Annotated in this window: 12 protein-coding genes; 8 read left to right on the plus strand and 4 right to left on the minus strand. The window is 37.6% G+C overall.

What is annotated here, in order from left to right; all coding sequences use genetic code 11:
* The first annotated feature begins 6 nt into the window (after positions 1 to 6).
* Positions 7 to 270 carry a DsrH/TusB family sulfur relay protein gene (locus TLET_RS06730; protein ID WP_012003349.1) on the plus strand — a complete coding sequence of 88 codons (264 nt, stop codon included), beginning with the start codon at positions 7 to 9 and terminating at the stop codon, positions 268 to 270.
* A gap of 79 nt (positions 271 to 349) precedes the next feature.
* Positions 350 to 898, plus strand: a complete 549-nt coding sequence (locus tag TLET_RS06735) for a sulfurtransferase TusA family protein (protein ID WP_012003350.1) — start codon at positions 350 to 352, stop codon at positions 896 to 898.
* A gap of 70 nt (positions 899 to 968) precedes the next feature.
* Here the strand turns inward: TLET_RS06735 and TLET_RS06740 are convergent, their stop codons facing one another.
* On the minus strand, positions 969 to 3,110 hold the full coding sequence (locus TLET_RS06740) for a sodium-translocating pyrophosphatase (RefSeq protein ID WP_012003351.1): 2,142 nt from the start codon (positions 3,108 to 3,110) through the stop codon (positions 969 to 971).
* A 195-nt stretch (positions 3,111 to 3,305) separates the two neighbouring features.
* On the opposite strand from TLET_RS06740, the gene TLET_RS06745 reads away from it, so the two are divergent.
* Positions 3,306 to 4,055: a class I SAM-dependent DNA methyltransferase gene (locus TLET_RS06745; protein ID WP_012003352.1), complete on the plus strand. Its 750-nt coding sequence runs from the start codon at positions 3,306 to 3,308 to the stop codon at positions 4,053 to 4,055.
* A 16-nt stretch (positions 4,056 to 4,071) separates the two neighbouring features.
* Here the strand turns inward: TLET_RS06745 and TLET_RS06750 are convergent, their stop codons facing one another.
* Complete coding sequence (locus tag TLET_RS06750) at positions 4,072 to 4,749, minus strand: ABC transporter ATP-binding protein (protein WP_012003353.1); 678 nt, start codon at positions 4,747 to 4,749, stop codon at positions 4,072 to 4,074.
* 10 nt (positions 4,750 to 4,759) lie between these two features.
* Entirely contained in the window at positions 4,760 to 7,264 is a 2,505-nt protein-coding gene (locus tag TLET_RS06755) for an ABC transporter permease (protein WP_228369003.1), read from the minus strand.
* Between the two features lie 173 nt (positions 7,265 to 7,437).
* Here TLET_RS06755 and TLET_RS06760 point away from each other — a divergent pair, with 173 nt between their 5' ends.
* Entirely contained in the window at positions 7,438 to 8,178 is a 741-nt protein-coding gene (locus TLET_RS06760) for an MBL fold metallo-hydrolase (RefSeq protein ID WP_012003355.1), read from the plus strand.
* 7 nt (positions 8,179 to 8,185) lie between these two features.
* Here the strand turns inward: TLET_RS06760 and TLET_RS06765 are convergent, their stop codons facing one another.
* Positions 8,186 to 8,815, minus strand: coding sequence for a nucleoside deaminase (locus TLET_RS06765; RefSeq protein WP_012003356.1), 630 nt, complete (start codon positions 8,813 to 8,815; stop codon positions 8,186 to 8,188).
* A 331-nt stretch (positions 8,816 to 9,146) separates the two neighbouring features.
* On the opposite strand from TLET_RS06765, the gene TLET_RS06770 reads away from it, so the two are divergent.
* The 4 genes from TLET_RS06770 to TLET_RS06785 are packed head-to-tail and all read left to right on the plus strand — an operon-like array spanning position 9,147 to position 13,367.
* On the plus strand, positions 9,147 to 10,157 hold the full coding sequence (locus TLET_RS06770; RefSeq protein WP_012003357.1) for a LacI family DNA-binding transcriptional regulator: 1,011 nt from the start codon (positions 9,147 to 9,149) through the stop codon (positions 10,155 to 10,157).
* Positions 10,158 to 10,194: 37 nt separating this feature from the next.
* Entirely contained in the window at positions 10,195 to 11,139 is a 945-nt protein-coding gene (locus tag TLET_RS06775) for a D-ribose ABC transporter substrate-binding protein (protein ID WP_012003358.1), read from the plus strand.
* A gap of 50 nt (positions 11,140 to 11,189) precedes the next feature.
* A complete protein-coding gene (locus TLET_RS06780) occupies positions 11,190 to 11,831 on the plus strand; it encodes a DUF2291 domain-containing protein (RefSeq protein WP_012003359.1) in 642 nt (213 codons plus the stop codon).
* Positions 11,832 to 13,367 carry a sugar ABC transporter ATP-binding protein gene (locus TLET_RS06785; protein WP_012003360.1) on the plus strand — a complete coding sequence of 512 codons (1,536 nt, stop codon included), beginning with the start codon at positions 11,832 to 11,834 and terminating at the stop codon, positions 13,365 to 13,367.
* Positions 13,368 to 13,381: the final 14 nt, after the last annotated feature.

Here is a 13,381-nt window from a genome sequence, read left to right on the forward strand (position 1 = left end):
GATACAATGGCATTAATACTTGTCAAGTACGGAGTTGATCACCCTGTTGAGAAACTTAAGATCGAAAATGCTAAAGCCGGAGATAAAATCGTACTTATCCAGAATGGTGTTTTTTGGGCTCTTAAAAAATACGAGACAAAAGCAAAGATATTTGCAATCAAAGATGATTTTCTTTCAAGAGGATACAAAGAAGAAGATTCACAGGTTCCATTGATTGATTATCCACAATTTATTGAACTTGTTGAATCTGAGCCACAGTTTATAGGTTAATATGGTATAATAGCAATATAGATGCCGCGATAGCCATCGCGGCATCTCAATTAATCAATTAAAAGGTGATAATCCACACATGAAAAGATCTGATCTGGTCGAACTTTTTAAAGTGCTGGCAAACCAGAAACGTCTTGATATACTAACTCTTCTTCTTGATAGCTGTTTGACTGTCAATGAAGTTGCTCAAAAACTTGGTATTAATATTTCAACAGCCTACAGATATCTAACCCAAATGTACAAACAAGGCATACTTTCTGTAATCAAAACACCAGATGGTGATCGTTTTGATTTCTCTTCTAAACATATGCTTAGAGTTATTGAGGAAGCTATTAATTTCATATCAGACAAGCGTGGAACACCTGTTTTTGAACCCATTTATTATAACGATACCAATCTTTTTAAACCGAAAAGGGTTCTTGATTTTCGGGGTGAAACCTGTCCCATACCAGAATTAACTACAAGGAGAGAGTTGAAAGAACTGACCAACGGTGAAACATTGCTGGTTATAGTAGATTATCCCCTCTCCAAAGAAAGGATTATAAGTTTTTGCAGAAAGATGGGTTATAAAGTTATCGTTGTGGATGACAAATTAGATTCGAAAATCTACATAGAAAAAACTGGATAATCTTTGTGCCCTATTCATCATTTTTGGGTATTGAAAGCTCCCCCCATAGGAAGGGGAGCGGAATTATTTCTCAAAAGATGCTGAATTTCTGGAAAAGTGGGGCAAATATTAGAGAAATAACAGCCATTATTTTGATAAGTATATCGAGACTCGGCCCAACTGTATCTTTCAAAGGATCTCCTACTGTGTCCCCAACAACGAGAGCAGAATGCTCCTGGGAACCTTTGTTCAATCCCTCTATATTACCTTGTTCGAGATACTTCTTGGCATTATCCCATGCACCACCTGCATTTGCAGTGAAAAGCGCCAGCATTATACCACTGAGCGTCGTTCCTACAAGCAAACCCCCAACAAATTCGACTCCAAGCAGAAATCCACTCAATACAGGTGTAACAATAGCTATCATTGCAGGAAGAGCCATCTGTTGAAGTGCACCATCAGCACTTATTGAAATACACCTTTGATAATCGGGTTTTTCGGTTCCATCAATTATTCCTGGTCTTTCCTTAACTTGCCTTCTTATTTCATCTACCATCTTCGAAGCTGCCTTCACAACAGCTTCAATCAGTATCCCGCTGAAAAGATAAGGCAAAGCTGCACCGAGAACTGCTCCACCGAGAGTTCGTGCGTTTATAATATTTAGATTCAACAGCTCACTGATACTTTTGACGTATTCACCAGGTGAAGCCTGTGAAAACATGTACGAGGCAAACAAAGAAAGGGCGGCAAGTGCTGCTGACCCTATTGCAAAACCTTTACCTATCGCAGCAGTGGTATTTCCTACCATATCAAGCCTGTCTGTAATTTGCCTGACTTCTGGCTCGAGCCCAGACATTTCACTTATTCCCCCTGCATTATCCGCTATAGGCCCATAAGAATCTACTGTTACGGACATAGCCACAAATGAAAGCATTCCTACCGCTGCCATTGCAACTCCATAAAGCCCAGCAAAATGATCTGCAGCCAGGATAGCCGCAAAAAGCATAAGACATGGTAAAAAAGTACTCATCATACCCAGCGCAAGGCCACCACTTATAACCATTCCTGTTCCCTGCATGGATTTATGGCTTAGTTTTCTCGTTGGTGAGAAATCATCTGAAGTATAGTATTCCGCAAGTAATCCTATTATTATACCCGCCGCAATCCCAATTATAGCCGAAAAATACGCAGAAAACGGTCCGTAACGAAACCCGAAGGATTCAAGATTATTTTCTCCCGACAGAGAAAATTTTGTATAGAAAAAGTTCCCAACTATTGTCAAAAGAGCAGAAAGAAACAGAGCAAAATTAAGTTCTGCATGAGGTTTATTGGAAGGCTTTTTAAATATGACAAACATTACACCAGCTATGCAAGAAAGCAATCCAATTAGCGCAAATCCTATAGGATAGCTAATGAGCTTGATCACAAGTTCAGTATGCTCTGTTGATGTCAGAACAAAGATATAAGAAGCTAGTACGATAACAGAAAGAATCGAACCAACGTAGCTTTCAAGCAAATCAGCTCCTAAGCCAGCCACGTCTCCAACATTGTCCCCAACATTATCTGCAATTGTTGCTGGATTCCTTGGATCGTCTTCTGGAAGCCTTAGTTCCGTTTTTCCAACCAGATCAGCTGCCATATCAGCAGCTTTCGTGTAGACTCCTCCACCCACTCTATCAAACATTGCTATTATTGAACATCCTAACGCATATCCTGAAAGTGTCATTGTAATTGGGATGAAATTGATACCAAGATAATTACGAACAATAACCAGCTGCTCCGGCTCTAATTGATGTCTGAAAATCATCATAACAACTATAAAGCCCAGCAACGCAAGACTTCCTACAGAAAGGCCCATGATCGAGCCACCCTGAAATGCCGTCTTCAAAGCAGGACCAATCTTTTTGTGCTGCCTTGCTGCCTCTGCGACACGCACATTTGCCCTCGTTGCTGCTTTCATTCCTAAATAACCAGCCAGAGAACTCATAAGAGCACCTGTCAAAAATGCAATGGATACATACCAAGCAGTTAATATTCCCAAGATCATCGCTATTACCACAGCGTAAATGGCCACTTTTTTGTATTCATGATTGATAAAAGCGTCTGCTCCCTCTCTTATTCGCAATGATATCTCTCGCATGTACTCTGTTCCTTCAGGTTTCTTGAGCAATCCTTTAAAATTGAAAAAGACTACAATCAGACCAAAAAGGGGAATCAGAAACATCAGCATCATACATCTCCTCCATAACGTAAGAATGTGGTATGATCGAAACATATTCAAGCTCAGATGCCATTTTTTGCTTGCTATCAAAAAATTTTACTCTTTGCATAGTTAAGTTAAGATGGATGGAATTTAATTTACGCTTAATACCATATCTTGGTTAATTTAAGATGAGATCGTTTTTCCTTATAGGAAAGGAGAATTAAAATGACTCAAAATAACTGGAGATATTTTTTCGATGAATACGCAGAAAAATACGATAATGAGATTTTTACAAAGAATACAAAAGCAGAAATAGATTTTATTGAACAGGAACTCAACATACCCGCAGGTTCTTTCATACTTGACGTTGGCTGCGGGACAGGAAGACATTCAATAGAGCTTGCAAAACGAGGTTATAGTGTAACAGGTATCGATATATCTGAAAGAATGCTGAGTATTGCCAGAAAAAAATGTGAAAAAGAAAGTGTCTCTGTAGACTTTATCCAAGCAAATGCAGTAGATTTCAAAGTAAACAAATTATACGATGCGTGCATCTGCCTTTGTGAAGGGGCTTTTGGACTTCTATCCGAAGGTGAAGATCCTTTTGACAGAGATATAATGATTCTCAAAAATATAAACAAAACTCTAAAGACAGGGTCAAAATTTATATTTACCGCTTTAAATGGTCTCAGAATGATCAGATTGTTCAACGATGAAGATGTCTCTAAGGGGAAATTTGATCAATTAGCAATTGTCGAGAGCAGTCCAATGTCAGATTACCTTGAAAATGCTCCGGACAACATATTTTTGAGAGAAAAAGGTTTTATAGCAAGCGAGCTTGTTTACATGTTGAAAATAGCAGGTTTTCTTGTTGAAAATATCTGGGGAGGTACCGCCGGTTCCTGGAACCGCAAACCACTCAGAATGGATGAGATAGAATTAATGTTAGTGAGCAAAAAAGAAAGAAAATGCTGATGTAATCTTCTGCTTTTCAAAACGTAGAAAAACTCAGAATCTTACCGTCTCTTATAGTAAGCACACGATCTGCTCGCTTTGCTATTCGTTCATCGTGAGTAACGATTACCAGTGTTGTTCCATGTTCATTCCTGATTCTTTCAAGCAGCTCTATTATGCCAAGTCCGGTTTCTGAATCGAGATTTCCGGTTGGTTCATCAGCCCATATTATATCTGGATTGTGAATAATCGCTCTTGCTATGGCTACCCTCTGCTGTTCACCACCTGAAAGCTGAGATGGAAACCTGTTGATTTTGTCTGATAAACCAACTTTTTTCAGCATTTCAAGAGCTCTATTCCTTGCTTCAGTATGTTTCACGCCGAGAATCTTAAGAGGCAATTCCACATTCTCAATAGCAGTAAGCACAGGTACCAGGTTGAAAAATTGGAAAATGAAACCCATATATTTTGCTCGAAATTGCGTCTTTTTCTCTTCACTCATCGAATGAAAAGCCACCCCATTGAAAAAAATCTCACCGCGTGTCGGAGCATCAATTCCAGAAAGACAATTAAGCAACGTGGTTTTGCCAGAACCAGATGGTCCAAGTATGGCAAGAAACTCTCCGTGCTCTATAGTAATATTTATGCCTTTAAGAGCCTGTACAGCCCCTTCTCCTTCACCATAGATTTTCCACAGATTTTTTACTTTTATCATTTTCATCCTCCTAATCAGGTGCTCTCAACGCTTCCACTGGGCTGGTTCGAATCACCAGAACCGGCAAGGTTACTACCAGGGATATAATCATGTAAATCGCCAAAATCAAGCCAGCAAGTTCCCAGATTGGTACTGAAAATTGACCTGAACCAAATATCGAAAAAATAAAATTGGAAACGTCTTTTGATTCAAGATATCCAGCGAAAATACCAGTAATTATACCCATGGACGCTACTATAAGATTTTCCAAAATAAAGGCCGCACTAAGGCTTTTACCAGACATCCCTATAGCCCTTAATGTTCCCGACATTCGTTTTCTAACTATCACATTGCGCAACGAATAAAATGCTATACCACTAAAACCACTTATCAAACCAAAATATAATAAAGTCACACCTGTCTGAATAAGAAGATCAATACCAGAAAAAACTCGATTAAGCTCTTCTTTAATATAGATTGGAAAATCAAATCTCTTTCTGTAGAAATCCTTTACCTGCATAACATTAGCTGGATCCACTCTGGAAATTATCACCGGAATCAATCTGACTTTCTCTGGAATACTGTTTATCGATGCAACATATTTCACAGGTACCATAAGCTGGCGCATATCAAAAGTGTCCACAACCCGAAAAGTCATATTCTCGGTTTCACCAAATCCAAAAGGTGATTTTACCTTACCCGTAATTTGCAGAGATCTTGCCCCTTCAAAATCCCCTACAACTATCGTACCGGGCTCAAGTAACTGCTCCCTCCATCTTTTATTTGTTTCGATGGAAACAACAGCATCTTTCAAAAAATTGTCATCCACAAACGCAATAAGATCGTCGTTAAATTGTGCAACATAAATCTTTGAAGGATTCTGCAAATCTTTCGAAAGATCTGGCTCCCCTTTCGACAAAACCAGTTTCAAAGGATTGTATATCACCATCAAATCATAGCCAAAAAGCCCCGTTTTCATTTTTTCCAGAACAAATTTTTCCATATTGTATGGTACAACAAGAACCAAAGTCATCATGAAAACTATCAAACTGAACATTGAAGCAATGATAAATGTATTTTTTCGGTTTCGCTCAACGTATGATAAAGCTATAAATGTGGAAACAGACCCTTTTTTCATCCATCTTGAAAATATCTTTCTCAAAGGAGAGATAAGCGACAGAAACAAAAACCAGCTGCCTATAAAAAACGAAGCGCCCCTTTGCAAGATGTCCCATACTGTGGCAGATTGAGTTAATGGAAAATAGATGAACGACACCAGAAATATACCCATACCAAGACTGAGAAAAGTCGTTGGAAATACAACAACTCCACCAAGCGCCGCAATTAAAAAGAAAAATAACCAGAATTTCGGATATATGAGAATCATAACCATCGATAAAACTATCATTGAACCTCCTGATATTTTTCGTTTCCATCTTTGTGTCCTTACATGACTTTCTGTTCTAAGCATTTCCACAGGCGGATGATGCGTGATAGTCCTGATCTTTAGAATAAAAATTATTAGAGGTATTACAAGCCCGCCAAGAATACCAGTAAATACTGTGAGAGGAGAAACGTAAAGAGTAAGATCTGAAAATCCTATGTAGAATTCACTCATCAATGTGCCGGAAATTGTTCTTAATCTGCGTAAAAGAAAATCTCCTAAAAAAGTTCCCATTATTCCCCCACAGAGGCCGGCTATTAGAAAATAAATTAATCCTTCATAAATCAATATGGCCGATAAGTGCCCTGTTTTCATTCCAAGAATTCGTAATGTGACCATTGTTGTACTTCTCTCTTCGACGAAACTTTGCGCAAATACATATACCAGTATAAACGAAGCGATAACTGAGAAACTGCTGAAAGCAATAGTTAAATAGCCAAGTGTTCTATTTGCCGGTGAATTTAATAATTGAAACTTCATTGCCACAGCCTTCACTTTCAGTTCTTCGGATATCCAATCTGTCGTTGCTTTATGTTCTTCTATAGATCCTTCAAGTCGCATATAGATTTTTGTTGGGAATCCCCCTACCCCCTGAAAATCATCGCGATTTATGAAAACTGTTCCTGCATACTGAAGATTTTCCCCTCGAAAATTCAAGAAGCCATCAGTAGAGATTTTAACTACTTTGAACTGTTTCTGGCCTCTGCCCATGTCCAGTGCGACGAAATCATTTTCTCTTATATTCATTATCTGAGCAAGTTCTTTCGACAAAAGTATATTATTCGAAACCAGTTCAATTTTTTCTTCGACAAAGTAACTCAATTCTTCCGGAGAAGTAGCTATCACGAGACAATCAAGAATTTTACCGCCATATTCAATTTGAGCAATACTTTCAGAGACTGGCAAAACCGATAAAATTTTCTGGTGTTTTCTCAAAATATCGACAATCTGTTGATCAAGTGGAATTTTGAAGAATATGTTGTTTCTTCTGTTTTCCACATAAGCATCCGCACAACCAAAATTTTCTGCAAGACTCCTTTTTGTCCACCTTCCTATAGAGTCATTCAAAGACAGTCCACCTACAAGAAGCATCGAAGGTACCCCTATCCCAAAAATGAGAACAAAGACTGATTTGAACCTCATCAAAAAATTCCGGAAAGCTATTTTAAAAACAACTTTGAGCAGTTCGATCACTTCCTTTCGCATTTCACATTAAAGTTCTCATCTCAATTAAGATAGTACAATAAAAGTTAGAAGGTGATACTGTGAATCTGAAGGTCTTATGCAATGACAAAGCCAGAGAAGGTTTTTACAGTGAGCACGGACTTTCAATCTTGATTGATGACAAAATACTCTTTGACACAGGACAAACTGATGTTTTCCTGAAAAATGGCCGCATAATGAATATTGATTTTGAAAAAATAGAGAAAATCATAATCTCACATGGCCATTACGATCATGCCGGAGGGTTGAAATACTGGGATAATGTAGATGCAACCGTGTATATTCATAAAGAAGCAGTTGTTCAAAAATACAGTCAGAACAAACCTGCAGGCATCCCATTTGAGCTGGAAAAAACAGGGTTGGAAATCAGATATCTGCGGGATGATATAACAATTGATAAAATTCAATTCATTAATTCTGTACCTTTATTCGAGAATATAATAGACAAAAATTTTACAAAAAATGGTGAATATGACTTGTTTGAAGACGAAATAAATATTGTTATAGAGGATAAATTATTTACTGGCTGTGCACACAGAGGAATCGAAAACATAATAGAATATGTTCTTGAAAATAGAAAAGTGAACTATGTTATCGGTGGATTTCACCTGGTGAATTCGCCCTTAGGACGGATCGAAAGAATAGCAAAACTTTTTTTCGAAAATGACTTATATATCATACCACTTCATTGTACTGGTCGGGATGCTGTAGAAATTTTCAAGAAAAAACTGAAAGAGAAATGTGTGATTTTACAAGCTGGAGATGAACTCAGGTTACCTTAAAAAACATCTACTTATTCAGATCACAGATAAATTTTTCAACGACGCTGATGAATTGAGAGGCATTCATCGTACCTGCAAGGAGTTTCCCATAAATTTCATTTTTTCTGAGTTGTTCAGCTATTTTATATTCCTCTGAATACATCGAAAGGTAAGTTTGCCAGAGGCCCCCTCTATTTATGTAGTCTTTATCACGCATGAAACCAAATAACACGGCCTGCATTTTCTCAAGCTTTTTATTCTGAACAATGTTGATTTTCTTTTTTCCATAATATTCCGTAACACCGTATAAATTCAATCCGCCTCCCACCCCATCTTTCATACCGTAAACCACATTTCTTATACCAGACATGTAAATTGCTCCAAAACACATAACACATGGTTCCATGGAAGTATAAATAACATAATCAGAAATTTCCATATTGTCTGGGATTCTCTTCATTGAAACGAGAGCATTTAGTTCAGCATGTGCAATACTGTTTCCAAAAACAGGGTATCCAGAAAAATTGCTCTCATGAATCGCGTTCCTTCCTTTTGATATTATATTTCCCGAACCATTCACAATAACACAACCTATCGGAAGAGACCCCATTTTAAGCGCATCAATGCAAAGTTGTACTATTTCATTAATGTAATTCACGCAAAAACCTCCTTCTGCAACAACCATATTTTAACAAACGTATCATGAACATCTACAATGGTCTATATCATCTATAAATGTTAACTAAAAGTACAAGAAAGTAGAAAAGCATGGAAAATTTAAGAAAATAGGAGAAAAACTTGAAAACTCCGAGAAAAAATGAGAAAAAAGCATCGCATAACTTTATTTGTCGAAGGAAGAATATGTGAAGATGATAAACAGAAAATATAATACTTGACTTAGTCTTAAACAAAGTGGAAAAATATTAAATGTCTTGAAAACGTTTTCAAGAACGTTTTCAAAAATTTTGGTGTTCGGGAGGCAAGAAAATTTGGAAAATAAAAATGGAAATATCACTTCAAATATTAAAAGTGTTGCAAAACTAGCAGGAGTTTCTATCTCAACTGTCTCAAGGGTAATAAATAATCCAGATAGTGTGAGTGAAAAATTACGTAGCAAAGTCAAACATGCTATTGAATATCTTGGTTATCATCCAAATCAAATTGCAAGAAGCTTAAGAACTGGTTCCACAAAGCTGATTGGTTTCATCATACCAGATATTACTAACCCAGCTTTTCTTTTAATGATAAAAGGCGCTGAAGACTTTTTGAAACGTAGGGGATATACTTTTATTGTTTGTGGAACAGATCACAACACTCGTGAAGAAACCAAATTATTAAGAACACTCCTATCTCAAAATGTTGAAGGAATGATTGTAACTTGCTCAGGTGGGCAGAATTCTGACTTTTCAAAAACTGTTGAATCAACGAATATTAAAATGGTTTTCATGGATCGGCGCTATGAAAATTCTAAAGTGCCATATGTTGGCGTCGACAACGCTGGAGGGGTGAAAAAAATTACAGATCATCTTATCGAAACTGGACATAAATCAATCATTTACCTCAGTGGAGAAAGAAACACCTCCAGTGCTAGAGAGAGATTGCGTGGTTTTATAGATAGTGTTAGAAATCGCGGCATAGATTTTCAAGTATTTTATGGAAGATTCACCTTCGAAAGTGGTTATGATTTAACAAAAAGGTTGAAAAAAATCCCGGATGCAATAGTAGGAGGAAATGACCTTGTTGCTCTCGGTGCAATAGAAGCTTTGTCGCAAATGGGATATTGTGTTCCACATGACGTTAGTGTCGTCGGGTTCGATGATATGTTTTACAGTAAATATTCCAGACCCCCTTTAACAACGGTTAGGCAACCAATTTACGAAATGGGATATATGGCTGGAAAAATCCTCTGGCAGCTTCTCAATGGAAAACACGTTAAAAAACACGATGTAATACTGCAGACTGAGGTTATTCTCAGGGAGACTGTGAAATCAAGAATATGACCCCAAAAGGGGTTAATCAAGTAGTGGAGGTGGTTTTATGAAAAAGTTTGTAACAATACTTCTGGCAACAGTCGTTCTTTTAGCCGGGTTTACTTTTGCTGAAACAAAGGGGAAGATCGCGGTTGTGATTTCTACTTTGAACAATCCATGGTTTGTTGTTCTTGCTGACACAGCAAAAGAAAGAGCACAGGAACTTGGGTATGAAGTAACTGTATTTGATTCACAAAATGATACAGCAAAGGAATCAACTCACTTTGACACAATTATTGCAGCAGGGTTTCAGGCGATATTATTCAATCCAACAGACGCAGATGGCTCAATAGCAAACGTGAGAAGAGCAAAAGATGCAGGTATTCCCGTTTTCTGTATTGACAGAGGAATTAATGCAAGAGGATTGGCTGTCTCTCAAATTTATTCTGACAATTACTATGGTGGTGTTCTCGTTGGGGAATATTTCGTAAAGTTTATGAAGGAAAAACTTAAGTCAGACAAGATACCTTATGCAGAACTTCTTGGTATTTTGAGTGCTCAGCCAACGTGGGACAGATCAAACGGATTTCATTCTGTCGTTGACAAATATGGAGAATTCACAATGGTTGCACAGCAAAGCGCTGAATTTGACAGAGATACAGGCTTCAAAGTTACAGAACAAATACTTCAAGCACATCCAGAGATCAAGGCAATTTGGTGCGGGAATGACGCGATGGCACTCGGTGCGCTTATGGCAATAGAAGCTGCTGGCAGAAAAGATATATATGTTTTCGGTTTTGATGGAGCTGAAGATGTCATCTATGCAATCAATGAAGGTAGGCAAATCGCTGCAACAATAATGCAGTTCCCAAAACTCATGTCAAGGCTTGCTGCCGAATGGGCTGATCAGTATCTCAGAGGCGAAAGGCAATTTCCGGAAATTGTTCCTGTCACGGTTGAACTCGTAAGCCAAGAGAATATCCAAAAATACGCACCATACGGTCGAAAGTAATATTAATTCCCCGGGGCATACGTCCCCGGGTTTCGTAGGAGGCATTTATAGTGAGAAAAAAGATAATTCTTTCTGTGATTGCCGTTATCGCTATCATTCTGATCAGCAAGTCTTGCAAAATTATACCACTTGATGAGATAAAAAAGGAATTTGATCCAGAAAACTATGCACAAAGTGTATGGCTTGAATTACAGGGACAGCTTACAAATCTTTCCAAAGCAAATTCATATGATGTTCTTGAATTGTTGGACCTTAATCCAGAACAGGCACATCAAAAATATGGGAAGGTAGTCGGTATATCAAATTACAGATATTATATTGTGGAAGGCACTGGACGTATAATCTCAGTCAACGATGATGGAGTACTCGTGAAAATAAGAGAAGACGCTGAACAACCTGAACTTTACATAACAAGGCGTGTCTTTGGAAATATCATCGTTATGGCAACAGGAATAATTAAAATGGAAGATTTTGATAGAATTATGGATTTCAATCTGGTATCAACAGCTCTAAATGACATAGTGAGTGATGAAGTAGCCACACCTTTTATCGAAATGGCGAAAGAGAAATCAGTCACCTCAGGCCTGATGATTAAATTCATAGGGCTTTTTAATCTTCTCAAAGACGATCCAGTCAAATATCCAATAACTGTTATACCACTAAGATTGGAATTAAGCCAAGGAGGTTACTGAATGAATGATAATGTTATTCTTCGCACAGAAAACGTAACGAAAACCTTTCCAGGTGTTGTAGCAGTTGACGATGTATCTCTTTCAATAGAAAAAGGTATTGTTACAGCAGTAATTGGGGAGAATGGAGCAGGAAAATCTACATTGATGAAGATCTTCTCTGGTGTCTATTCAGACTACGTTGGAAAAATCTTTTTTAATGGAAAAGAGATGCGATTCAGAAATCCAAGAGAAGCTATTGATGCAGGTATATTTCTTATTCCTCAAGAACTTGACCTTGTACCAAATCTCACAATTGCGGAAAATATGTGGCTTGGGAGAGAACCATTGAATTTATGGGGATTCATGGATTACAAATACCTGTTTAACAAATCGAAAGAAATACTTAAAAAAGTACGTCTCAGTGTCGATCCAAAGAAAAAAGTCGAAGAACTCAGTACTGGACAGCAGCAACTTGTTGCAATCGCAAAATCTTTGGTGAGTAAAGCAAAAGTCATAATTATGGATGAGCCAACCTCCGCTATAAGTGAAAAAGAAATAGAAAATCTATTCGAGATAATTAGAAATCTAAGAGATCAAGGAACTTCAATCATATATATCTCTCACAAATTGGATGAAGTTTTCTCCATATCCCAAAAAATAATTGTTATGAGGGATGGTAAAGTCGTGGCAAGCGGAGACACAAATCAGTTTACTTATGATGATATCGTCAAATATATGGTCGGAAGAAGTATCGATAAATTTTACATAAGAGAAAAAAGCAAGATCGGAGAAGAGATTCTTCGTGTAGAAAATCTTTCAGTAATTAATCAGAGCAAGAACAAAAAGATTGTAGATAATATTTCTCTTAATGTCCACAAAGGTGAAATTCTTGGTATTTATGGATTAATTGGCGCTGGTAGGTCAGAAGTTATGGAGGCTATCTTTGGCTTTCATCAACAATCTTTGATTGATGGAAAAATTTATATTGACGGCCAGCTTACTAAGATAAGAAAAACAATAGATGCTATAAGAGCAGGTATTGGTTATGTTCCTGAAGATAGAAAGCTCTCAGGCTTAATTTTAAAGATGAGTGTTTTACACAATATAAGTCTTCCGGGACTAAAGTATGTCTCGAAATTTGGATTTGTCAACCGCACTGCGGAAAAAGATACCGCACGTGAATATGTGATAAAACTTAACATAAAAACACCTTCCATAAACCAGATCGTTGAGAATCTCAGTGGTGGCAACCAACAAAAAGTAGTTTTAGCAAAATGGTTATCTCTCAAACCTAAGGTAATTTTGCTTGATGAACCAACGCGAGGTATCGATGTTAATGCAAAAGCCGAAATATATTCGCTGATAAGCGATCTTGCTAAAGCTGGTGTCGGTGTAATTTTGGTTTCGTCTGAGCTTCCAGAAGTACTGGCAATGTCAGATAGGATTGTCGTCATGTCCGAGGGAAAAAAGACAGCTGAGTTTATGAAACAAGAAGCTACGGAAGAAAAACTTCTTAAAGCTGCTATTCCAAAAAGCTTCAAAATTGGCAAAGTGTAAATAATGGAAGGGGT

This window comes from Pseudothermotoga lettingae TMO (assembly GCF_000017865.1).
Taxonomy (GTDB): domain Bacteria; phylum Thermotogota; class Thermotogae; order Thermotogales; family DSM-5069; genus Pseudothermotoga_B; species Pseudothermotoga_B elfii.

What these genes read in the sequence shown, in the direction of transcription:
- TLET_RS06730 (WP_012003349.1), top strand. Translation starts at nt 7, where the DNA reads ATGGCATTAATACTTGTCAAGTACGGAGTTGATCACCCTGTTGAGAAA.
- TLET_RS06735 (WP_012003350.1), top strand. Translation starts at nt 350, where the DNA reads ATGAAAAGATCTGATCTGGTCGAACTTTTTAAAGTGCTGGCAAACCAG.
- TLET_RS06740 (WP_012003351.1), bottom strand. Translation starts at nt 3,110, where the DNA reads ATGATGCTGATGTTTCTGATTCCCCTTTTTGGTCTGATTGTAGTCTTT.
- TLET_RS06745 (WP_012003352.1), top strand. Translation starts at nt 3,306, where the DNA reads ATGACTCAAAATAACTGGAGATATTTTTTCGATGAATACGCAGAAAAA.
- TLET_RS06750 (WP_012003353.1), bottom strand. Translation starts at nt 4,749, where the DNA reads ATGATAAAAGTAAAAAATCTGTGGAAAATCTATGGTGAAGGAGAAGGG.
- TLET_RS06755 (WP_228369003.1), bottom strand. Translation starts at nt 7,264, where the DNA reads ATGCTTCTTGTAGGTGGACTGTCTTTGAATGACTCTATAGGAAGGTGG.
- TLET_RS06775 (WP_012003358.1), top strand. Translation starts at nt 10,195, where the DNA reads ATGAAAAAGTTTGTAACAATACTTCTGGCAACAGTCGTTCTTTTAGCC.
- TLET_RS06785 (WP_012003360.1), top strand. Translation starts at nt 11,832, where the DNA reads ATGAATGATAATGTTATTCTTCGCACAGAAAACGTAACGAAAACCTTT.